The organism is Paracoccus sp. T5, from assembly GCF_048538155.2.
Lineage (GTDB): Bacteria > Pseudomonadota > Alphaproteobacteria > Rhodobacterales > Rhodobacteraceae > Paracoccus.
Map to the genome: position 1 here is coordinate 216,387 of NZ_CM135809.1, position 22,456 is coordinate 238,842.

A 22,456-nucleotide genomic window follows, 5' to 3' on the forward strand; every position below is an offset into this window, starting at 1 on the left:
GAAAGAAAGGACAAGCCGCACCTTCCCTCCGCCGGTGACAAGCCGGATCAGGTTCAACGGGTCCGCAAAAGCGTCTCAGCCGGTCAGGCACCCCGAGGTGCGGCTGAATGTAGTGGTTTCACAGCCCCGCGCAAGCGGATAGAACCGCGCGCAAGACGAGGGACAGGACATGACCGACCAGCCCACCCCGATGATGGCGCAGTATCTGGCGATCCGCGAGGCGAACCCCGGCGCGCTGCTGTTCTATCGCATGGGCGATTTCTACGAGATGTTCTTTGACGATGCCGTGGCCGCCGCCGCCGCGCTGGACATCGCGCTGACGAAACGCGGCACGCATGAGGGCCAGCCGATCCCGATGTGCGGCGTGCCGGTCCATGCGGCCGAAGCCTATCTGCTGACGCTGATCCGCAAGGGGTTCCGCGTGGCCATCGCCGAGCAGATGGAGGACCCGGCCGAGGCCAGGAAGCGCGGGTCGAAATCGGTCGTGGCCCGCGACGTGGTGCGGCTGGTGACGCCGGGCACCCTGACCGAGGAGAGCCTGCTGGAGGCGCGGCGGCACAATTACCTGGCCGCCTATGCCCAGGTCCGGGACGAAGGGGCGCTGGCCTGGGTCGACATCTCGACCGGGGCCTTCCAGGTCATGGACTGCCCGCTGCCGCGGCTGGCGCCCGAACTGGCGCGGCTGGCCCCGCGCGAGGTCCTGACCTGCGTGACCGGGCTGGAGGAGCTGGTCGCCGACGCGGGCGCCGCGCTGACCGACCTGCATGCCGGCGCCTTCGACAGCGGCGCGGGCGCGCGGCGGCTGTTCGGGCTGTACGGGGTCGAGACGCTGGACGGCTTTGGCAGCTTCAGCCGCGCCGAACTGGGCGCGATGGGCGCCATCGTCGATTACCTGGACATGACGCAAAAGGGCAAGCTGCCGCTGCTGCGCCCGCCGCTGCGCGAACGCGCGGGCGGGGCCATGCAGATCGATGCCGCGACCCGGCGCAACCTGGAACTGACGCAGGCGCTGTCAGGGGGACGCGAAGGATCGCTGCTGGCGGCCATTGACCGCACCGTGACCGCGCCGGGCGCGCGGCTGCTGGAGCGGCGCATCAGCGCGCCGTCGCGCGACCTGCCGCTGATCCAGGCGCGGCATGATGCCGTGGCGGCCCTTGTCGACGACCCGCGCCTGCTGGCCGATCTGCGCGCCGCACTGGCGCGGGTGCCGGACATGGACCGGGCGCTGTCGCGCCTGGCGCTGGAGCGGGGTGGCCCGCGGGATCTAACCGCGATCCGGGCGGGGCTGACGCAAGGCGCGGCGATCGCCGCCCGCCTGCCGGGGGACGCTCCGCAGGTGCTGCGCGAGGCCGCGGGTGATCTGGTCGGCCATGAGGCGCTGATCGACCTTCTGGACGATGCACTGGTGGCCGAGCCGCCCCTGCTGGCCCGCGACGGCGGTTTCGTGGCCGAGGGGCATGACGCGGACCTGGACCAGACCCGCCGCCTGCGCGACGAGGGGCGCGGCGTCATCGCCGGGATGCAGGCCGACTACGCCGCGCTGGCCGGCGTCGGCAGCCTGAAGATCAAGCACAACAATGTCCTGGGCTATTTTATCGAGACAACCACCACCCATGCCGAACGCATGATGGCCGCACCGCTGAACCAGACCTTCATCCACCGCCAGACCACCGCGAACCAGATCCGCTTCACCACGGTGGAACTGTCCGAGCTGGAAACCCGCATCCTGAACGCCCGCGACCGCGCGCTGGAGATCGAGCGCGGGATATTCGACCGGTTGCGCGCCGCCGTGCTGGAGGCTGCGGCCCCGGTCGGGCAGGCGGCCCGGGCGCTGGCCGAGATCGACCTGGCCTGCGCCTTTGCCGATCTGGCCTCGGGCGAGGGCTGGGTCAGGCCGCGCTTGGACGACAGCCGCGCCTTTGTGATCACGGGCGGACGGCACCCGGTCGTCGAACGTGCGCTGAAGCGCAAGGCCGAAAGCTTTGTCGCCAATGACTGCGACCTGACCACCGGCGGCACGCCCGCCATCTGGCTGCTGACCGGGCCGAACATGGCCGGCAAGTCGACCTTTCTGCGCCAGAACGCGCTGATCGCCGTGCTGGCGCAGGCGGGCGCCTTTGTTCCGGCGCGCGCGGCCCATGTCGGGCTGGTCAGCCAGCTGTTCAGCCGCGTGGGGGCCGCCGATGATCTGGCGCGGGGACGCTCGACCTTCATGGTCGAGATGGTCGAGACCGCCGCGATCCTGAACCAGGCCGACGACCGCGCGCTGGTGATCCTGGACGAGATCGGGCGCGGAACGGCGACCTGGGACGGCCTGTCGATTGCCTGGGCGGTGATGGAGCATCTGCAGGCCGCGAACCGTTGCCGGGCGCTTTTCGCCACCCATTACCACGAGATGACGGCCCTGTCGGCCAAGCTGGAGGGCGTCGAGAATGCCACCGTCGCCGTGCGCGAATGGGAAGGCGACGTGATTTTCCTGCACGAGGTCACGAAGGGCGCCGCCGACCGCAGCTATGGCGTGCAGGTGGCGCGGCTGGCAGGGCTGCCCCCGTCGGTGGTGGATCGCGCCCGCGCCGTTTTGGACGCGCTGGAATCGGGGGAACGCGACGGCGCGGCCCGTCCTGCAGCCCTGATCGACGACCTGCCGCTGTTCCGCGCGGTCCCCCCTGCGCCGGCCCCCGCGCCCCGCGCCTCGGCTCTGGACGCGCGGCTGAAAGCGGTGCATCCCGATGCCCTGTCCCCGCGCGAGGCGCTGGACCTGATCTATGAACTCAAGGCCCTGACCCAGGAGACCGCCCCGTGAGCTACAACACCTTCGGCCGCGAATTCCGCTTCACCACCTGGGGCGAAAGCCACGGCCCGGCCCTGGGCGCGACGGTCGACGGCGTGCCCCCCGGTGTGCCGCTGATCGAAGACTACATCCAAGCCTTCCTGGACCGCCGCCGCCCCGGCACCTCCAAGCACACGACGCAGCGGCGCGAGCCCGACCAGGTGCGCATCCTGTCCGGCGTCTTCGAGGGCATGACTACCGGCACCGCGATCCAGCTGATGATCGAGAACACCGACCAGCGGTCCAAGGATTACGGCGACATCGCGACCAGCTTTCGCCCCGGCCATGCCGACATCACCTATCACCTGAAATACGGGCTGCGCGATTATCGCGGCGGCGGCCGGTCCAGTGCGCGGGAAACGGCGGCGCGGGTCGCGGCCGGCGCGGTGGCGCAGGCGGTGCTGGCGCGGCTCGTGCCCGACCTGAAGATCACCGGCTACATGGTGCAGATGGGGGCGATGCATCTGGACCGCGACCGGCTGGACCTGTCGGCGGTGGACGGCAACCCGTTCTTTCTGCCCGATGCGGGGGCGGTGGAGGCCTGGTCGGACTATCTGGATGGCATCCGCAAGGACCAGAACAGCGTCGGCGCGGCGATCGAGGTTCGGGTGCAGGGCTGTCCGCCGGGCCTGGGCGCGCCGGTCTATGCAAAGCTGGACACCGACCTGGCCGCCGCGATGATGTCGATCAATGCCGTGAAGGCGGTCGAGATCGGAGAGGGCATGGCCTCGGCCGCGCTGACCGGCGTTGACAATGCCGACGAGATCCGCATGGGGCCGGACGGGCCTGAATTCCTGTCGAACCACGCGGGCGGCATCCTGGGCGGGATTTCCACCGGACAGGACATCGTCGTGCGTTTCGCGATCAAGCCGACCAGCTCGATCACCACGCCGCGCCGCTCGATCAATTCGCGCGGCGAGGAGATCGAGGTCATCACCAAGGGCCGCCACGATCCCTGCGTGGGCATCCGCGCGGTGCCCGTGGCCGAGGCGATGGCGGCCTGCGTGATCCTGGACCACCTGCTGATGGACCGGGCGCAGACCGGCGGGGTGCGCGGTCAGATCGGCTGATCTGCCAGGAAGGCCTCGACCTCGGGGCGGGTGGGGATGGCATCGCCCGCGCCCGCCCGCGTGACCTTCAGCGCCGCCGCCGCTGAGGCCAGCCGCAGCGCCTGCGCCACGTCCAGCCCTTCGTCCAGACCCGCCGCGAAATAGCCCGCGAAGGTGTCGCCCGCGCCGGTCGTGTCGACCGGCGTGACGCGGAAGGCGGGCTGGTGCCAGGTCCGGCCGCTGGTCAGGTCGCGATATTCCGCGCCCTCCGATCCCTTGGTGATCAACAGCCCCGCCACCGGCAGATCGCCGGGATGGCCCGCGAACAGCTGGCGCGCCTCGCCCGCGTTCATGGCCAGGATCGTCGCATGGGGCAGGATCGCGCGGGTCGCCTCCAGATCGAAGGGCGCGGCCGAATAGATGACGCGCGCGCCCCGTGTCCTTGCGGCCTGCGCGGCGGCAACCTGGCCATTGGTTTCGTTCTGGATCAGCAGCGTGTCGCGCGGTGTCAGGGCCGACAGCGTGTCGGCCAGCGCGGCTTCATCGATGGCGCGGTTGGCGCCGGCATGGATGACGATGGCGTTCTCGGCGTCGCGGTCCAGCAGGATGATCGCATGGCCGGTCGCCTCGTCCGGCAGCCGCGCCACGGCCGAGACATCGACGCCGCTGTCGGCCAGCCGCGCCAGCACCCAGTCATCGCCCAGGGCCATCGCGCCCAGATGATGCGTGCGGGCGCCGGCGCGGGCGGATGCGACGGACTGGTTCGCGCCCTTGCCGCCCAGGCCCTGGCCATAGTTCCGCGAGGCCAGCGTCTCGCCCGGGCGGGGCAGGCTGTCCAGCCGGTAGACGTGGTCGATGTTGATCGAGCCCAGGTTCCAGATCGCCATGTCCATCTCCGTTGACCGATCCGCATCTGACCGGCCCGGCCCGGTCTTGTCCAGCCACGAAAAAACGCGCCCCGGGGTCGGGGCGCGTTTCCAAAGGCAGCGGGCCTGGGGGGTCAGTGCTTGCGCTTGACCTTGTGGTCGGCCCAGAGCCGCTTGTTGGTCAGATAGAGCAGCGCGGTCAGGACGATCAGGAACAGGACCGCGACCAGGCCGACCGACTTGCGGTCCATCAGCTTGGGTTCGGCCGTCCACATCAGGAAGGCGGCGACGTCCATCGACATCTGGTCCACGGTGGCCGGGGTGCCGTCCTCATAGGTGACGCGGTCGTCGGCCAGCGGGGGCGGCATGCTGATCCAGCCGCCCGGGAAGGCGCTGTTGCCGTAAAGCAGCGTGCCGGCCTGCTCCTGTTCTTCACCGGTATAGCCGGTCAGGATGGCGTGGATGTATTCCGGACCGCCGATGCCGCGGACCAGCTGGTTGATGCCGGTGCCGTAGGGACCGTGGAAGCCCGAACGGGCCTTGGCCATCAGCGACAGGTCGGGGCCCATGCCGGCACCCGAAACGGCCGGGAAGTGGTCGGTCAGGATGCGGGCACGCTCTTCGCCCAGGTCCTCGTCGAAGATGGGCAGAAGCTCGGCCGCATAGGCGCGGACCTGGTCCTCGGGCAGACCGGGTCCGCCTTCGTCGGCCAGCGTCCGGATCGGGACAAACTTCATGCCGTGGCAGGAGGAGCAGACCTCGGTATAGACCTGAAGGCCGCGCTGCAACTGGAACTGGTCATAGGCGCCAAAGGGGCCTTCGAAGCTGAAGGCGACATCCTCGACATGGCCATAGCCATGGTCGGCCTCGCCTTCGGCATGCTCTTCGCCGGCTTCCTCGCCATGACCGGTCACGGCCTCGACCACGCCGGTCTCGGGGGCGAAATGCTCCTCGATGGGCTCGGTGCCTTCCTGGGTCGGCACCGGGACGGCCGCTTCGCCACCTTCCTGCAGCGCGACGGCGTCAACGCCCTCGTCGCCGGTGGAGGGGGGGCTGGCGGCCGGGTTCTGGGGCGCGGCGATGGTCTCGTCCTGGGCTGCGCCCGCAGCCTCGTCCGTTGCCGCCTCGACTTCTGCCGCAGGTGCCTCGGCGGGTTCAGCCTGGGCCTGCTCGGCATCGGCCGGCGCGACGTCGACCGGATCGGCTTCGACAGCTTCGATTTCCACGGCCTCGGCGGGCTCCGCCTCGGCTTGGGCAGGCTCCGCCTCAGCAGGGGCCGGTTGCGCCTCGTCGACCGGCGTCGCCACGAAGGTCGTGCCGGTCACGGGTGCCGTGACCGGCGCGTCCGCCGGCTGCATCGGCACCGTGGTGGTGGTGCCGTCCTGCGCCAGCGCAAAGCCGGTGGCAGAGATCGTCAGGGCCGCGACAGCCGTGAGCGTCTTGGTTCTCAGGGTCATTTACGGCTCTCCTTACTCGGCCATGCGCGTGGGCGCTTCGTAATGCGCCAGGTGGTCTTCCTCGATCGTCGCGGGCATCGGCTCGGGCTTTTCGATCACGCCCAGGACGGGCAGGATGACCAGGAAGTAGGCGAACCAATAGGTCGAGGCGGCAAGCGCGATATAGGGGTAGATGCCTTCGGTCGGCATGGCGCCCACCCAGGTCAGGACGACGAAGTCCACGGCCAGCAGCCAGAACCACCACTTGAACATCGGGCGATAACGGCCCGAGCGCACGCGGCTGGTGTCCAGCCAAGGAACCAGCGCCATCACGATGATCGCGCCGAACATGGCCAGCACGCCGAAGAACTTGGCGTCGACGATGCCGAAGGACAGGAAGTTGACCAGCTGCACCAGCCAGACCTCGCTGTCGAAGGCGCGCAGGATGGCGTAGAAGGGCAGGAAGTACCATTCGGGCACGATATGGGCCGGGGTCGCCAGCGCATTCGCCTCGATATAGTTGTCGGGATGGCCCAGGTAGTTCGGCATGAAGCCGACGACGGCGAAGAAGACGACCAGGATCAGGACCAGCGCGAACAGGTCCTTCATCACGAAATAGGGCCAGAAGGGCAGCGTGTCGCGCTGCGCTTCTTCCTTGCTGGTGCGACGGACCTCGACGCCGGTCGGGTTGTTGTTCCCGGTCGAGTGGAAGGCCCAGATATGCACCAGCACCAGGCCGGCGATGATGAAGGGCAGCAGGTAGTGCAGCGAGAAGAAGCGGTTCAGCGTGGCGTTGCCGACGGCGGGCCCGCCCAGCAGCCAGGTCTGGATGGTCTCGCCCACGCCGGGGATGGCGCCGAAGAGGCCGGTGATCACGGTCGCGCCCCAGAAGGACATCTGGCCCCAGGGCAGCACATATCCCATGAAGGCCGTGGCCATCATCAGGATGTAGATCAGCATGCCGATGATCCAGGTCACCTCGCGCGGCGCCTTGTAGTTGCCGTAGTAGAGGCTGCGGAAGATGTGCAGATAGACCGCCACGAAGAACAGCGAGGCGCCGTTCGCGTGCAGGTAGCGCAGCATATAGCCGCCGTTCACGTTGCGCATGATGTGCTCGACGCTGGCGAAGGCCAGGTCCACATGCGGGGTGTAGTGCATCACCAGGACGATGCCGGTGATGATCTGCAGCGCCAGGCAGAAGACCAGGACGATGCCCCAGATCCACATCCAGTTCAGGTTCTTGGGCGTGGGAATGACCAGCGTGTCATAGATCAGGCCCGCGATCGGCAGGCGGCGGTGCAACCAGCGTTCAAAGCCCGATTTGGGCTCGTAATGGTCGTGCGGAATTCCGGCCATGAGTCCCTCCTCAGCCCAGTTGAATGGTGGTTTCGTTCAGGAACGAGGCCACGGGAATATGCATGTTCTGGGGTGCGGGACCCCGGCGGATGCGGCCGGCCGTATCGTAGTGGCTGCCGTGGCAGGGGCAGAACCACCCGCCGAAATCACCCGCGCCGTCACCGATGGGCACGCAGCCCAGATGGGTGCAGACGCCGATCTGGACCAGCCATTCGCCCGCCTCGTCCAGCGTGCGGTTCTGGTCAAGGGCAGGCTGTACACCCGGCAGGTTGGGGTTCTGGGCCGTGGGGTCGGTCAGCTGGTTCAACTCGACCGCGCGGCCGGCCTCGATTTCCTCCGGCGTGCGGCGGCGGATGAACACGGGCTTGCCCAGGAACAGCACGGTGATCTGCGAGCCGGGCGTCACGCCGCTGACATCCACCTGGATCGAGGCCAGCGCCTGAACGTCGGCCGAGGGGTTCATCTGATTCACTAGCGTCCAGGCGGCGGCCCCGGCGGCCACCGTGCCTGCGCCCGCCGTGGCATAGTAGAGGAAATCCCTCCGGGTGCCTACGTGGTCATCTGCGTGGGACACGGGTCATACTCCAATTCAGGCCGAAAGTCAGGCCGATACGACATTCCGGGCCGCGTCCGAACGCAGCCTTCGCGGGGGCGGTTCTAGCCGCCAATTCCCTGTCAGTCCAGATGATAACCCAGGCCGCAGCGACGCAAATCGACGCATCTGTCTGAATTCGGCAACGCGTTTGCGCCACCATCCGCCCGCGATGCCGCAGTGCAGCAGAGGTGCCGCCCACGCCGGGGGCGGCGCAGCCCTGGGGCGACTCAGATCAGGCCTTCCGACCGGAAGCTGAGCTCGCGGGATTTGCCGATGATCAGGTGGTCGTGGATGGTGATCCCCATGCAGTCGGCCGCCTGCGCGATGCGGGTGGTCATGGCGATGTCGCTGTCCGAGGGGGTGGGATCGCCGGAAGGGTGGTTGTGGACCAGGATCAGCGCCGAGGCGTTCAGCTCCAGCGCGCGGCGGATGATCTCGCGCGGATAGACCGGGACGTGATCGACCGTGCCGCGGGCCTGTTCCTCATCCGCGACCAGCACGTTCTTGCGGTCCAGGTAGAGGACGCGGAACTCCTCGATCTCGCGATGGGCCATGGCGGTGTGGCAGTAGTCCAGCAACGCCTGCCAGGAGGACAGGACCGGCCGGTTCATGATCCGCGCGCGCGCCAGACGCTGTGCCGCGGCCTCCACGATCTTCAGCTCGGTGACGACGGCAGGCCCCACGCCCTCCACCGCCTGAAGCCGGGCAGGCGGCGCAGACAGCACGCGGTTGAAGTCGCCGAAGGCCTCGATCAGCCGGCGTGCGAGGGGCTTCACGTCCTGACGCGGGATGGCACGGAACAGGACCAGCTCCAGCAGTTCGTAATCGGGCATGGCGGCCGCGCCGCCCTGCATGAAGCGGTCGCGGAGCCGGGCGCGGTGATCGGCCAGATAGGAGGGCGCGGCCCGACCCGGCGGAGCCGCCGCCACGTCATCTGCGGCGGGCGCGAACAGCGGCAGGGGCATTTCGCCAAAGGCACGATTCGGGTCCATGCCCGAAAGGATGGTCCCGAAGCCGTGAAAAAAGGGTTAACGCGCGATCAGCGCGTCATCCCGTCCCAAAAGCCCTTCACCTTGTCGAAGAAGCTGTCGGATTGCGGGCTGTTGTCCGCCTTGACCTCCTCGAACTCGCGCAGCAGCTCGCGCTGCCGGGGCGTCAGGTTCACCGGGGTCTCGACCGTCAACTCGATCAGCATGTCGCCAAAATCGCCCGCCGCGCCGGGACCGTGCCGCAGGGGCGGCATGCCCTTGTGACGCAGGCGCATCTGTCGCCCCGTCTGGCTGCCGGCGGGAACCTTGACCCGGGCGCGGCCGCCGTCGATCGTCGGCACCTCGACCTCGCCACCAAGCGCGGCAGTGGCCATGCTGACCGGCACCTGACAGGCCAGCATCTTGCCGTCGCGCAGGAAGATCGCGTGTTCCTGAACCTCGATGAAGATGTAGAGGTCACCCGCCGGTCCGCCGCGCAGCCCGGCCTCGCCTTCGCCCGCCAGGCGGATGCGGGTTCCGGTCTCGACGCCCGCGGGGATGTTCACCGACAGGCTGCGTTCGCGCTCCATGCGGCCCGCACCCTGGCAGGACTTGCAGGGGTTCTTGACGATCTGGCCAGCCCCGCCGCAGGTCGGACAGGTGCGTTCGACGGTGAAAAAGCCCTGCTGGGCCCGCACCTTGCCCATGCCGGCGCAGGTCGGGCAGGCGGCCGGCTCGGTCGCGCCTTCGGCGCCCGTGCCGTTGCATTCGTCGCAGGCGATCGAGCCGCGCACGCTGATCGTCTTCTGCAGCCCGGCATAGGCCTCTTCCAGCGTGACGCGCAGGTTGTAGCGCAGGTCCTGGCCGCGTTGGGCGCGGGATCGCCCGCCGCCACCGCCGCGCCGGCCCATCATGTCGCCGAAAAGGTCCTCGAAAACATCCGCGAAGGCTGCGCCGAAATCGCCGGGATGTCCGCCGGCGCGGCCGCCGCCGCCCATGCCGCCCTCGAAGGCCGCATGGCCAAAGCGGTCATAGGCCGCCTTCTTCTGGTCGTCCTTCAGGCAGTCATAGGCCTCGTTGACTTCCTTGAACCGGGCCTCGCAGGTCAGGTCGTCCTGGTTTCGGTCCGGATGCAGCTCCTTGGCCTTGCTGCGATAGGCTTTCTTGATCTCGTCGGTGGAGGCGCCGCGCGTAACCCCGAGCACCTCGTAATAGCAACGCTTGCCCATGTGTCGTCCCATTCAGCTGCCCAAAAAACAGGCCGGTCCGCGGCGATGGCGGACCGGCCCTTTTCGGGAAGCGGCCCTGATCAGCCGCGCTTCTTGTCGTCGCCCAGATCTTCGAAATCGGCGTCCACGATGTCATCGTCCACGTTGCGCGGCGCATCGCCCGCGTCATGGCCGGCATCCTCGCCACCCGACTGCGCCTTGTAGATCGCCTCGCCCAGTCGCATGGACGCGTCCATGACGTTCTGGATGCCCGAGCGGATCTTGCCCGCATCCTCGGACTTCAGCGATTCCTCCAACGCGCCGACGGCCAGTTCGATCGCCTCGACGGTCGAGCTGTCGACCTTGTCGCCATGCTCGTCCAGCGACTTCTTGGTCGAGTGGATCAGGCTCTCGGCCTGGTTCTTGGCCTCGACCAGTTCGCGGCGGCCCTTGTCGGCCTCGGCGTTCTGTTCGGCGTCCTTCACCATCCGCTCGATGTCCTCGTCGGTCAGACCGCCCGAAGCCTGGATGGTGATGTTCTGCTCCTTGCCGGTGCCCTTGTCCTTGGCACTGACCGAGACGATGCCGTTGGCGTCGATGTCGAAGGTCACCTCGATCTGCGGCATGCCGCGCGGCGCGGGCGGGATGTCCTCCAGGTTGAACTGGCCCAGCATCTTGTTGTCCGCGGCCATTTCCCGCTCGCCCTGGAAGACGCGGATGGTCACCGCGTTCTGGTTGTCCTCGGCGGTCGAGAAGATCTGGCTCTTCTTGGTCGGGATGGTGGTGTTGCGGTCGATCAGGCGGGTGAAGACACCGCCCAGGGTCTCGATGCCCAGGGACAGCGGCGTCACGTCCAGCAGCACGACGTCCTTGACGTCACCCTGCAGCACGCCGGCCTGGATCGCGGCGCCAAGGGCCACGACCTCGTCGGGATTCACGCCCTTGTGGGGCTCCTTGCCGAAGAACTCGGTCACCTCGGCCACGACCTTGGGCATGCGGGTCATGCCGCCGACCAGGACCACCTCGTCGATGTCCGACTTGGAGCAGCCGGCATCCTTCAGGGCGTCCTGAACGGGCTTCATGGTGCGCTTGATCAGATCGGCGACCAAGCTTTCCAGCTTGGCGCGGGTCAGCTTGACGACCAGGTGCAGCGGCGTGCCCGAATTCTTGTCCATCGAGATGAACGGCTGGTTGATCTCGGTCTGGCTGGAGGAGGACAGCTCGATCTTGGCCTTTTCCGCGGCTTCCTTCAGGCGCTGGAGCGCCATCTTGTCCTTGGTCAGGTCGACGCCGTGTTCCTTTTTGAACTCGTCGGCCAGATAGTTGACGATGCGCATGTCAAAGTCCTCGCCGCCGAGGAACGTGTCCCCGTTGGTCGATTTCACCTCGAACAGGCCGTCGTCGATCTCCAGGATGGTGATGTCGAAGGTACCGCCGCCGAGGTCATAGACCGCGATCGTCTTGGTTTCCTTCTTGTCCAGGCCATAGGCCAGGGCGGCCGCGGTCGGCTCGTTGATGATGCGCAGGACCTCGAGGCCGGCGATCTTGCCCGCGTCCTTGGTGGCCTGGCGCTGAGCGTCGTTGAAATAGGCCGGAACGGTGATCACGGCCTGGGTCACGGTCTCGCCCAGGTAGGATTCGGCGGTCTCCTTCATCTTCTGAAGGATCATCGCGCTGACTTGCGCGGGGGAATACTTTTCGCCCTTCACCTCGACCCAAGCATCACCGTTGCCGCCGTCGACGATGTTATAAGGGACCAGCTTGCGGTCCTTTTCCACGGCCTCGTCGCCGATGCGACGGCCGATCAGGCGCTTGACGGCAAAGACGGTGTTGGTGGGGTTGGTGACGGCCTGGCGCTTGGCGGGCTGGCCGACCAGGCGCTCGCCATCCGTGAAGCCGACGATCGAGGGCGTCGTGCGGGCGCCTTCGCTGTTCTCGATGACCTTCGGCTGGCTGCCGTCCATGATGGCGACGCAGCTGTTCGTGGTGCCGAGGTCGATCCCGATGACTTTGGACATGTGAATGTAACCTTCTCTTGCGGCGATATTTGAGGCTTCGGGTCCGTTGCGGCCCCCGCGGCCCGATCCCTTGGTGAATGCCGCCCGGAACCTCCGGACGTCTTCGCGGCTGTATATAGGGATGCAATTCAGCCCCGCAAGCACCGCATGCCAGCAAAATCGGCGGTGCAGGCGGGGGTTTGCGTCCTTGCGGCACTACTGCGTGGCACTCCAGCTGAGCGATTCATACTTGCGGGTGGTGAAGTTGATCAGCAGCCCCACCATCAGCGCAGCAAGCGAGAACCACAGCGGATAGAGCAGCGATGTCTTGTGCGGCGCATAGTTGATGAACAGGAAGCCCCGCTCCTGGTCGATCAGGTGGAAGAGCGGGTTCCAGGCAAACCAGGGCAGCAGGAAGTTCGGCATGGTGTTGGCCACGAAGAACTTGCCCGAGGCGAACATGTTGATCCGCTGGTAGACCGTCGTCGCCACCTTGGCGCCCTGGGGCGACCAGGGGCGCAGGCCCAGGAAGATCAGCCCGATGCAGCAGCCCGAGAACCAGGACAGCAGGAACAGCGCGGCCGCGCCCACGGGATCGTAGATCGTGATCGGCGTGACGGCCAGGTGATAGGTCGAAAGGATCACGATGCAGCTGATGACCTGACGATAGAGCGTGGCCAGCGCCGCCCCCGAGATCAGGACGGCGGCGTTCAGCGGCTCGTGCTTGGCGATCCCCGAGGAGATCGAATGGCTGGAGGACACCGCCGCCACCGTCTGCACATGCAGCATGAAGACGAAGATGCCCGACATGATGTAGAGCAGGAAGTCGCCGCGCAACGGCGAGTGCCGGATGCCGATCAGCGTGTAGGTCCCCAGGAACACGACGACGAACAGCGCGCTTTGCACGATGGTCAGGACCAAGCCCACGACCGCGTTCCGGTGTTCGGTGCGCAGGTTGTAGACCGTCTGGTGATAGATCAGGGCCAGGGTCGTCCACCCGGCCTGCGCCATGTTGGTGCTTTGCCGTTGCCTGAACAAGATGCCGACGCTCCGTCGCTGGAAAAGGTGTAGGATTGCCGCAAGCGAAACGGCGACGACAGCCCGGCGCTTGCCGTCATGCCCTTGGGGGATCATAAGGTTTGGCAGACCGCCATACAATCCGGCACTGGGCGCCGGCGTCCGGCAGGGAAAGGAAAAAGAATGCAATTCGATCGACTGACCACCGAAATGCGGCGCCTGGCCCTGCAGGCCGGGGACCGGATCATGGAGATCTATCAGGCCGACAATTTCGAGACCCGCAGCAAGTCCGACGATTCGCCCGTGACGGCCGCCGACGAGGCCGCCGACGCGCTGATCTCGGCCGGGCTGCGCGAGGCGTTCCCGGACATCCCCCTGGTCACCGAGGAGCAGGCCGAGACCCATGGCCAGACGCTGCGGACCTTCCTGATCGTGGACCCGCTGGACGGCACCAAGGAATTCGTGCAGCGGCGCGGCGATTTCACCGTCAACATCGCCTATGTCGAGGAATGCGTGCCGCTGCGCGGGGTGGTCTATGCCCCCGCCAAGGGGCGTCTTTTCTACACCACGGCCGACGGCCGATCGGTCGAGGAGAAGGGCCCCTTCGGAGAGACGCCGGGCCATGTCGAGCCGATCGGGGTGAACCCCACGCCCGACAACCGGGCGCTGATGGTGGTGGCCTCCAAGTCGCACCGGGATGCGGCCACCGACGCCTATATCGACCAGTACGGCCTGCGCGACATGACCAGCGCCGGTTCGTCGCTGAAGTTCTGCCTGGTGGCCACGGGCGAGGCGGACCTTTATCCGCGGCTCGGGCGCACGATGGAGTGGGACACGGCGGCGGGCGATGCCGTCCTGCGCGGCGCCGGCGGCGAGGTGGTGCGGTTCGACGACCACACCCGGCTGACCTATGGCAAGCCCGGTTTTGAGAACCCGTTCTTCATCGCCTACGCGCCGGGCGTGCTGCTGGTGAAGGGCTGACATGTCCACCGTCATCGTCATTCCCGCCCGCTTTGCCTCCACCCGCTATCCCGGCAAGCCCCTGGTCGAACTGCGTGGCGCCGGCGGCGAGTCCCGCAGCCTGATCCGGCGCAGCTGGGAGGCCGCCTCTGCCGTGCGCGGCATCGACCGCGTGGTGATCGCCACCGATGACGACCGCATCCGCGACCATGCGCAGGGTTTTGGCGCCGAGGTCGCGATGACCAGCCCCGACTGCCGCAACGGCACCGAACGCTGCGCCGAGGCGATCGCCAATCTGGGCCTGTCGCCCGAAATCGTGGTGAACCTGCAGGGCGACGCGCCGCTGACGCCCTCCTGGTTCGTCGAGGACCTGGTGGCGGGCCTGCGGGCCGCCCCGGAGGCCGAGGTGGCCACGCCCGTCCTGCGCTGCACCGGGCGGATGCGCGAGGACCTGATCGCGGATCGCCGCGCCGGCCGGGTGGGCGGCACCACGGCGGTCTTCGGCCATGACGGCCGGGCGCTTTATTTTTCGAAAGAGGTGATTCCCTATGCGGCGGGCAATATTGCGCCCGATGCCGCCAGCCCGGTCTTTCATCACGTGGGCGTCTATGCCTATCGCCCGGCCGCGCTGGCGGGTTACGCGACCTGGCCCGAAGGCAGGCTGGAGCAGCTGGAGGGTCTGGAACAGCTGCGCTTCCTGGAGCGGGGGCGGCATGTCCTTTGCGTCGAGGTCGAGGCAAAAGGTCGGCAGTTCTGGGAACTTAACAACCCCGAAGATGTTGCGCGGCTGCAGCAGATGATGCTGGAAATGGGCCAGAACTGACGGTTTGCAGTTTTGATGTGCGAAAGTCGGAAAAGGAATGAATAATCTTCATGTCTTTGAACTACGGCTTGGCGGTGAATTGCCTACACAATAAACTGTTAATTGAAGTTCCGGCGGTTGCGTGTAGGCGTGGCGAAAATTCGGGCGGGCATGGGTCCTGCCAAGGCATCAGAGGTAATTGAAAATGGGTCGCAAGGTCACGAAAGCCATCTTTCCGGTCGCAGGTTTGGGAACCCGCTTCCTGCCGGCAACCAAGAGCATTCCCAAGGAAATCCTGTCGCTGGTCGACAAACCCCTGATCCAGTATGCCATCGACGAGGCGCGCGCGGCCGGGATCAAGGAATTCATCTTCGTGACCTCGCGCGGAAAAGGCGCCCTGGAAGATTATTTCGATCACGCCCATGAACTGGAAGCCAACCTCAAAAAGGCCGGCAAGGACCAGCTTCTGGATGTCCTGCGCACGACCAATATGGAATCCGGCGCCATTGCCTATATCCGCCAGCACAAGGCCCTGGGCCTCGGCCATGCGGTCTGGTGTGCCCGCCGCCTCGTCAACGAGGACGAGCCCTTTGCGGTCGTGCTGACCGATGACGTGATCCAGGGCGAGCCCCCCTGCCTGCAGCAGATGATCGAGGCCTATGGCGAGACCGGCGGCAGCATGGTCGCCACGATGGAGGTCGCCCCCGAGAAGGTGTCGTCCTATGGCGTGCTGGACGTGGCCGAGGACATGGGCGCCATCGTGCGCGCCAAGGGCATGGTCGAAAAGCCCAAGAACGGCACGCAGCCGTCGAACCTGGCGGTGATCGGCCGCTATATCCTGGCGCCGTCGGTCATGACCAACCTCAACAAGCTCAAGCAGGGCGCCGGTGGCGAGATCCAGCTGACCGATGCCATCGCCGAGGAAATCGACGCGGGGCGCGACGTCTTTGGCCTGCGCTTCCGCGGCCAGCGCTTCGACTGCGGGTCCAAGGCGGGCTTCCTGCAGGCAACCGTCGCCTTTGGTCTGGAGCGTGACGAGCTGAAGGACGAATTCGCCGAATACCTTCACCAGGTCATGGCGATGCGGCGGGCTGCTGAATAATCCCATGTCCGGAAATGTTCTTGTGACCGGCGGTGCCGGCTATATCGGCTCGCATGCCTGCAAGGCGCTGGCGCAGGCGGGATTCACCCCCGTCACGCTGGACAACCTGTCCACCGGATGGCGCGATGCGGTCAAGTTCGGCCCGCTGGTGCAGGCCGACCTGATGGACCGCACCGCGCTGGACGCGGCCTTTGCCGAATGGCAACCGGTGGCGGTGCTGCATTTCGCGGCATTGAGCCAGGTGGGCGAGGCCATGGCCGAGCCCGGCAAGTACTGGCGCAACAACGTCTCGGGCTCGCTGAACCTGATCGAGGCCGCGGTGGCGGCGGGCTGCATGAACTTCGTCTTCAGCTCGACCTGCGCGACCTATGGCGACCGCGACGGCGAGGTTCTGGACGAGGAGACGCCGCAGGCCCCCCTGAACGCCTATGGCGCCAGCAAGCGCGCGATCGAGGACATGCTGGTCGACTTCGAGGCCTCGCACGGCCTGCGTCACGTGATCTTCCGCTATTTCAACGTGGCAGGCGCCGACCCCGAGGGCGAGGTGGGCGAATTCCACCGCCCCGAGACGCACCTGATCCCGCTGATCCTGGACGCGGTGGACGGCAAGCGCGCGGCGCTGACCATCCACGGCACCGACTATCCCACCCCCGACGGCACCTGCATCCGCGACTATGTCCATGTGATGGATCTGGTCGATGCGCATGTGAAGGGGCTGGAATGGCTGCAGGCGGGCCAGGGCAGCCGGGTCTTCTGCCTGGGCACCGGCGACGGGTTTTCGGTGCGCGAGGTGGTGGATGCCACGCGGCACGTCACCAACCGGCAGGTGCCGATGGTCGACGGTCCGCGCCGTGGCGGTGATGCGGTCAAGCTGGTCTGCGGCAGCCAGCGTGCCAAGTCCGAGCTGGGCTGGTCGCCCGATCGCTCGACCATGAAGCAGATGATCGCGGATGCCTGGCGCTGGCACCAGTCGGGCGACTATCAGCAGTGACCGGCCAACAGTGAGCGGGGGCGGCCTCTGGCCGGCCTGGCAGGCCTATCGCCTGCGATGGAAACGACGTGAACTGCTGTGGCGCGCCCATCGTGCCCGCCGCAGCCTTTGTCCGGTCGCCGACCGCAGCGCCATGATCGGGCCCGCCGATGTCCTGGCCGTCACCACCCTGCGCAACGAGATGCCGCGCCTGGCCGGGTTCCTGGACCATCACCGCGCCTTGGGCGTCGCGCATTTCCTGATCGTGGACAATGACAGCGACGACGGGTCGGACCGCTATCTGGCTGACCAGCCCGACGTGTCGCTGTGGCGGTGCGGCGCCAGCTATCGCGAGGCGCGCTTTGGGCTGGACTGGGCGAACGCGCTGCTGATGCGCCATGGCCATGGCCACTGGTGCCTGACCGTCGATGCCGACGAATTGCTGGTTTATCCCCATCACGACACCCGGCCGCTGCCCGATCTTGTGGCGCATCTGGACCGGCAGGGTCAGCGGGGCCTGGGTGCGCTGATGCTGGACCTCTATCCGTCCGGCCCCCTGGGGCAGGCCGATGCGCCCCCGGACCGCCCCGTGACGGAACAGCTGCCCTGGTTCGATCCCGGCCCCTATCGCCGCCAGCGCCTGCATCCTCGGCGCAACCTTTGGGTGCAGGGCGGCGTGCGCGAGCGGGTGTTCTTTGCCGATGTCCCGCGCCGCGCGCCGACGCTGAACAAGCTGCCGCTGATGCGCTGGAGCCGGCGGCAGGTCTATGTGAACTCCACCCATTCGATGCTGCCGCCGCGGCTGAACGACCTCTATGACGGGCCCGGTGACCCGCGCCTGTCCGGCGTCCTGCTGCACAGCAAGTTCCTGCCCGACATCGTGGACAGGTCCAGGATCGAGCTGGAGCGGCGCCAGCATTTCGCCGATCCCGACGCCTATGCCTTCTACCACCTGGCGATCGCGGCGCAGCCCGTCCTGCGAAGTTCCGGATCGGTGAAATACGAAGGCTGGCGGCAACTTGTCGATCTGGGGCTGATGGGAACAGGCAACTGGGACGGGAAAAGGACCGGCTGAAAGCTCTTGCCAATTCGCCCGTCGGGGCACATTGCTTAACGCCATGACGTCTTGCCTTCAGACCTTCGCCCCCGGCCGGACCGCCTGATGCCCGCGGCGCGCTTTCCCATACCCGCGCAGCTGCGGCGCCGGGCAGAGCGCCAGTACCTGATCGTCAGGGCCTTCAACCGGCGCCGCGCCCTGAGGCCAGTGGTCAACCGGACCGCGCAGATCCGCAAGGGTCACATCCTGGCCTTCGTCACGATGCGCAACGAACGGGTTCGGCTGCCCTATTTCCTGGACTACTACCGCAGGTTGGGCGTGGACCACTTCCTCTTCGTCAACAACAACAGCGACGACGGCAGCGGGCAGTATCTGGCCGCCCAGCCCGACGTGTCGCTGTGGTGGACCAATGCCAGCTACAAGCGGTCGCGCTTTGGCATGGACTGGCTGAACCGGCTGCTGATGAAATACGGTCACGGGCACTGGTGCCTGACCGTCGATCCGGACGAATTCCTGATCTATCCGCATTGCGATTCCCGACCGTTGGCGGCGCTGACCGGCTGGCTGGACGCATCGCAGCGGCGGTCGTTCCCGGCGATGCTGCTGGACATGTATCCGAGCGGCAATATCGAGGACGAGACCTACGAGGCGGACAGCGACCCGTTCCGGATCGCCAGCTGGTTCGATCCGGCCAATTACACGATCACCAAGAACGCCTATTACGGCAACCTGTGGATCCAGGGCGGCCCCCGCACGCGCGAGTTCTTTGCCATGGACCCGCTGGCGGGGCCGGCGCTGAACAAGATCCCGCTGGTCAAGTGGCACTGGCGCTATGCCTATGTCAGCTCGACCCATATGCTGCTGCCGCGTCACCTGAACCTGGTCTATGACGAAAGCGGCGGCGAACAGGCCTCGGGCTGCCTGCTGCACGCCAAGTTCCTGTCGGTCTTCGCGCAGAAATCCGCAGAGGAGCTGGACCGGCGTCAGCACTATGCCAACAGCAAGGAATACAAGGCCTATCACGCGGGCCTGCGGCGCGGGACCAGCCTGTGGTGCAGCGAATCGCGGCAATATTCCGACTGGCGGCAGCTGGAGGACCTGGGCCTGATCTCGCGGGGGAACTGGGCGTGACGCAGGACGTCCGCCTTGGGGTCGTGCTGCTCTGCCATGCCGAGCTGGATGCCGCGTCGCAGATGGTGCGCATCTGGGCGGCCGGTGGGGCGCGCGTGTCCATCCATATCGACGCCAAGGCGCCCGCCAAGGCCGTCGCGCGGATGCAGGCGGCGCTGTCCGATCTGCCGGACATCGTCTATTCGCGCCGTCACCGCTGCAACTGGGGCGGCTTCAGCCTCGTCAAGGCCACGCAGGACGCGGCGCAGCTGCTGCTGGACAGCTTTCCCGACACCACCCACGTCTACCTGGCCTCGGGGTCCTGTCTGCCCCTGCGGCCGGTGCGGGAACTGGCCGCCTTTCTGGCGCTGGACCCGGATCGCGACCATATCGAAAGCGTCAGCGCCTATGACGTCGGCTGGACAGTTGGCGGGTTGAACGAGGAACGCTTTACCCTGTTCCACCCGCTGGACTGGCGCCGCCGGCGCTGGCTGTTCGACCGCCTCGTGGCTTGGCAGCGCGCGCTGCGCATCCGGCGGCGCCTGCCCAAGGGCATCGCGCCGCATCTGGGGTCGCAGTGGTGGTGCCTGACGACCGCCACGCTGCGTGCGATCCTGGAGGACCCGCGCCGCCCGGAATTCGACCGGTTCTTCCGCTACAGCTGGATCCCGGACGAAAGCTATTTCCAGACCCTGGCCCGCCGCCACGCCGGGCGGATCGAGAGCCGGTCGCTGACGCTGGCCAAGTTCGACCATGACGGGCGGCCCTATCAGCTCTATGACGACCATATCCTGATGCTGGAGGAATCGCGCTGCTTTGTCGCGCGCAAGTTCTGGCCGGGTGCCGAACGCCTGCTGGCGCATTTCCCGCGTCCGGGGGCGCCTGAAACCGGCGCGCCGCAGCCCCAGCGGTTCGAACGGCTGATCAACCGCACGGTCCGCCGCCGTCTGCTGGGCCGGCCGGGCCTCTACATGCAGAGCCGCTTTCCCCGCAAGGATGCCGAGAACGGCAAGACCTCGGCCCCCTATGCCGTCTTCCAGGGATTTTCCGACCTCTTCCCCGATTTCGAGACCTGGCTGGGCGACCTGGTGGAGGCCGATGTCCATGGTCACCTGCTGGGCCCGGAAATGGCGGAATTCGCAGGCCGTCCCCAGATCGGGCCGGGCGCGATCTCGAACAGCACGCTGACCCGCGACCGCGACCCCCTGGGCTTTCTGACGGCGGTGATCCGCATCTCGCCGCGCATCCAGATGTTCCAGTTCAGCCCGCGCGACAACCAGGCCCTGAACTGGTTCATGGCGACCGACCCGAACGCGCATCTCCATGTGATCACCGGGGCATGGATGCTGCCCCTGCTGGAATCGGGCATGCCCTTCGATGACATCCGGCGCGTGACGGCGCAGCTGCAGCGGGCGGAGCTGGCGCAGCTGGACGTGCTCAATTCGGTCTGGGTCAAGGCGCGGGTCCATGTCCACGAGCTGACCGATTTCCTAGCGCGCCCCGAGGCGATCCTGATGCAGACCCTGCAGCAGCTGCCGGTCACGCCCGCCGCAGCAGGGGGCATGCCGAAGATGCGCAATCCGGGCGGCCTGGCTGACCTGCTGCGCCGGCTGCGCAATTCCGGGCTGCGTCCGCGCCTGTCCGGCGACGGGCTGCCGCTTCCCGAAACATCCCTGTCTGAAAGGACCGCCGCAGAATGACCGCACCGTTTCGCAGCTTTGTCATCTTTGCCGAGATGCGCACCGGGTCGAACCTGCTGGAGGCGACGCTGAACGCGCTCAAGGGCGTCACCTGCTTCGGCGAGGCGTTCAACCCCTACATGATGGGCTGGCCCGACAAGGACGAGCTGCAGGGCATCACCCGCGAGGAGCGCGAGGCGGACCCGATGCGGCTGTTGCGCAAGCTGTTCGACAAGCCGGGGCATCTGCCGGGTTTCCGCTATTTCCACGACCACGATCCGCGGGTCTTCGACGCGATCCTGGAGGACCGGCACTGCGCCAAGATCATCCTGACGCGCAATCCGCTGGACAGCTATGTCTCGACCTGCCTCGCGCGTGAGACGAACCAGTGGAAGCTGAACGAGACCGAGACCCCGATCCCCGCCGCCGTCACCTATGACGGCCCCGAGTTCCGCGAGATGCTGTCCGCGATCGAGCAGTTCCAGCAGCGCGTGATGCACCGGCTGCAGGTGACCGGGCAGAGCGGCTTCTGGCTGGGCTACGAGGACCTGCGCGACCCCGAGGTGATGACCGGGCTGGCGCATTGGCTGGGCCGAACCGACATTGCGCGCGTCGATCCCGCCCGCGACCAGGTGCCCCAGAACCCGCGAGAGCTGGCCGACAAGGTCCGCAACTTTGACCAGATGCAGGCCGACCTGCAGCAGATCGACCCGTTTTCCCTGCGGCGCATCCCCAGTTTCGAGCCGGGCCGCGGCCCGGCCGTGCCCAGCTTTTGCGCGACCGAGGCGGGGCACGGCCTGCTCTACATGCCGGTGCGCGGCGGTCCGGACAGGCAGGTGCGGGACTGGATGGCGGGTTTGGGGCGGGCCCAGTCCGATTTCACCCAATCCACCCTGCGCCAGTGGAAGCGCAAGCATCCCGGCCATCGCAGCTTTGCGGTGCTGCGCCACCCGCTCTACCGGGCATGGACGGCCTTCCAGCATCTTCTGACCGACGCCTCGGCCGACCTGCGCCAGCTGATGCGCGACGTCCACCGCGTGCCGCTGCCCGCCGACGAGGCGCTGGCCGGGCTGTCGCAGGACGCGCAGCTGTCGCTTTTCGCCGATTTTCTGGGCTTCCTGCGGCGCAACCTGAACGGCCAGACGACGCTGCCCACCCGGGCGGGATGGGCCAGCCAGACCGAAGTCATCGCCGGTTTTTCGCGCTTTTCCAGCCCCGACATGCTGATCCGGGAAGAGCGGCTGGCCGAGGAGATGGCCGCCCTGGCCGCCGCCGCCGGTATCCCCATGCCGGGGCTGCAGGACCTGACACCCCCGCAGATGCCGGATTTCCTGCGCGACAAGGCGCTGCTGGAGGCGGCGCGCGGCGCCTATCTGCGGGACTATGTCACCTTCGGCTTTGGCGATCCGGCCTGAACGAAAAAGGCCGCGCCCCATGGCGCGGCCCCTGATCGT

18 protein-coding genes and 1 riboswitch are annotated in these 22,456 nt (G+C 67.2%); of the genes, 10 read left to right on the forward strand and 8 right to left on the reverse strand.

Annotated features, from left to right (window positions below; translation table 11 throughout):
- Positions 1-6 precede the first annotated feature (6 nt).
- Positions 7-105, reverse strand: a riboswitch (TPP riboswitch).
- Between the two features lie 64 nt (positions 106-169).
- Positions 170-2,803: a DNA mismatch repair protein MutS gene (gene mutS / locus ACNR9W_RS01080; protein ID WP_419268721.1), complete on the forward strand. Its 2,634-nt coding sequence runs from the start codon at positions 170-172 to the stop codon at positions 2,801-2,803.
- On the forward strand, positions 2,800-3,900 hold the full coding sequence (gene aroC / locus ACNR9W_RS01085) for a chorismate synthase (RefSeq protein ID WP_419268722.1): 1,101 nt from the start codon (positions 2,800-2,802) through the stop codon (positions 3,898-3,900). The genes mutS and aroC overlap by 4 nt, the downstream gene beginning before the upstream one ends.
- On the opposite strand, the gene ACNR9W_RS01090 is transcribed toward aroC, so the two are convergent.
- The 8 genes from ACNR9W_RS01090 to ACNR9W_RS01125 form a co-directional block, all read right to left on the reverse strand.
- Positions 3,888-4,766, reverse strand: coding sequence for a ribokinase (locus ACNR9W_RS01090; protein WP_419268724.1), 879 nt, complete (start codon positions 4,764-4,766; stop codon positions 3,888-3,890). The genes aroC and ACNR9W_RS01090 overlap by 13 nt on opposite strands.
- A gap of 113 nt (positions 4,767-4,879) precedes the next feature.
- The gene (locus tag ACNR9W_RS01095; RefSeq protein WP_419268848.1) at positions 4,880-5,659 is read right to left on the reverse strand and encodes a cytochrome c1; all 780 of its coding nucleotides are present in this window, start codon (positions 5,657-5,659) and stop codon (positions 4,880-4,882) included.
- Positions 5,660-6,214: 555 nt separating this feature from the next.
- On the reverse strand, positions 6,215-7,537 hold the full coding sequence (gene petB / locus ACNR9W_RS01100; RefSeq protein WP_419268726.1) for a cytochrome b: 1,323 nt from the start codon (positions 7,535-7,537) through the stop codon (positions 6,215-6,217).
- A gap of 10 nt (positions 7,538-7,547) precedes the next feature.
- Positions 7,548-8,111, reverse strand: coding sequence for a ubiquinol-cytochrome c reductase iron-sulfur subunit (gene petA / locus ACNR9W_RS01105; protein ID WP_419268728.1), 564 nt, complete (start codon positions 8,109-8,111; stop codon positions 7,548-7,550).
- A gap of 248 nt (positions 8,112-8,359) precedes the next feature.
- The gene (gene radC, locus ACNR9W_RS01110; protein WP_419268729.1) at positions 8,360-9,124 is read right to left on the reverse strand and encodes a RadC family protein; all 765 of its coding nucleotides are present in this window, start codon (positions 9,122-9,124) and stop codon (positions 8,360-8,362) included.
- A gap of 47 nt (positions 9,125-9,171) precedes the next feature.
- Positions 9,172-10,329 carry a molecular chaperone DnaJ gene (dnaJ, locus tag ACNR9W_RS01115; protein WP_419268730.1) on the reverse strand — a complete coding sequence of 386 codons (1,158 nt, stop codon included), beginning with the start codon at positions 10,327-10,329 and terminating at the stop codon, positions 9,172-9,174.
- Between the two features lie 80 nt (positions 10,330-10,409).
- Positions 10,410-12,326: a molecular chaperone DnaK gene (gene dnaK, locus ACNR9W_RS01120; protein ID WP_419268731.1), complete on the reverse strand. Its 1,917-nt coding sequence runs from the start codon at positions 12,324-12,326 to the stop codon at positions 10,410-10,412.
- Positions 12,327-12,521: 195 nt separating this feature from the next.
- Complete coding sequence (locus ACNR9W_RS01125) at positions 12,522-13,316, reverse strand: ABC transporter permease (RefSeq protein WP_419268732.1); 795 nt, start codon at positions 13,314-13,316, stop codon at positions 12,522-12,524.
- Positions 13,317-13,505: 189 nt separating this feature from the next.
- Between ACNR9W_RS01125 and cysQ the strand changes: the two genes are divergently transcribed.
- The 8 genes from cysQ (at position 13,506) to ACNR9W_RS01165 (ending at position 22,417) form a co-directional block, all read left to right on the forward strand.
- Positions 13,506-14,303, forward strand: a complete 798-nt coding sequence (gene cysQ, locus ACNR9W_RS01130) for a 3'(2'),5'-bisphosphate nucleotidase CysQ (protein WP_419268734.1) — start codon at positions 13,506-13,508, stop codon at positions 14,301-14,303.
- 1 nt (position 14,304) lies between these two features.
- A complete protein-coding gene (locus ACNR9W_RS01135; RefSeq protein WP_419268735.1) occupies positions 14,305-15,105 on the forward strand; it encodes a 3-deoxy-manno-octulosonate cytidylyltransferase in 801 nt (266 codons plus the stop codon).
- 184 nt (positions 15,106-15,289) lie between these two features.
- Positions 15,290-16,186, forward strand: a complete 897-nt coding sequence (locus ACNR9W_RS01140; protein WP_419268736.1) for a UTP--glucose-1-phosphate uridylyltransferase — start codon at positions 15,290-15,292, stop codon at positions 16,184-16,186.
- 4 nt (positions 16,187-16,190) lie between these two features.
- Positions 16,191-17,177 (forward strand): UDP-glucose 4-epimerase GalE, encoded by a 987-nt coding sequence (gene galE, locus ACNR9W_RS01145; protein ID WP_419268737.1) that lies wholly within the window; start codon positions 16,191-16,193, stop codon positions 17,175-17,177.
- Positions 17,178-17,187: 10 nt separating this feature from the next.
- Positions 17,188-18,231, forward strand: a complete 1,044-nt coding sequence (locus tag ACNR9W_RS01150; protein ID WP_419268738.1) for a glycosyltransferase family 2 protein — start codon at positions 17,188-17,190, stop codon at positions 18,229-18,231.
- Between the two features lie 87 nt (positions 18,232-18,318).
- The gene (locus tag ACNR9W_RS01155) at positions 18,319-19,344 is read left to right on the forward strand and encodes a glycosyltransferase family 2 protein (RefSeq protein ID WP_419268739.1); all 1,026 of its coding nucleotides are present in this window, start codon (positions 18,319-18,321) and stop codon (positions 19,342-19,344) included.
- Positions 19,341-21,023, forward strand: coding sequence for a DUF5927 domain-containing protein (locus ACNR9W_RS01160; RefSeq protein ID WP_419268740.1), 1,683 nt, complete (start codon positions 19,341-19,343; stop codon positions 21,021-21,023). The genes ACNR9W_RS01155 and ACNR9W_RS01160 overlap by 4 nt, the downstream gene beginning before the upstream one ends.
- Positions 21,020-22,417: a hypothetical protein gene (locus ACNR9W_RS01165; protein WP_419268741.1), complete on the forward strand. Its 1,398-nt coding sequence runs from the start codon at positions 21,020-21,022 to the stop codon at positions 22,415-22,417. The genes ACNR9W_RS01160 and ACNR9W_RS01165 overlap by 4 nt, the downstream gene beginning before the upstream one ends.
- Positions 22,418-22,456: the final 39 nt, after the last annotated feature.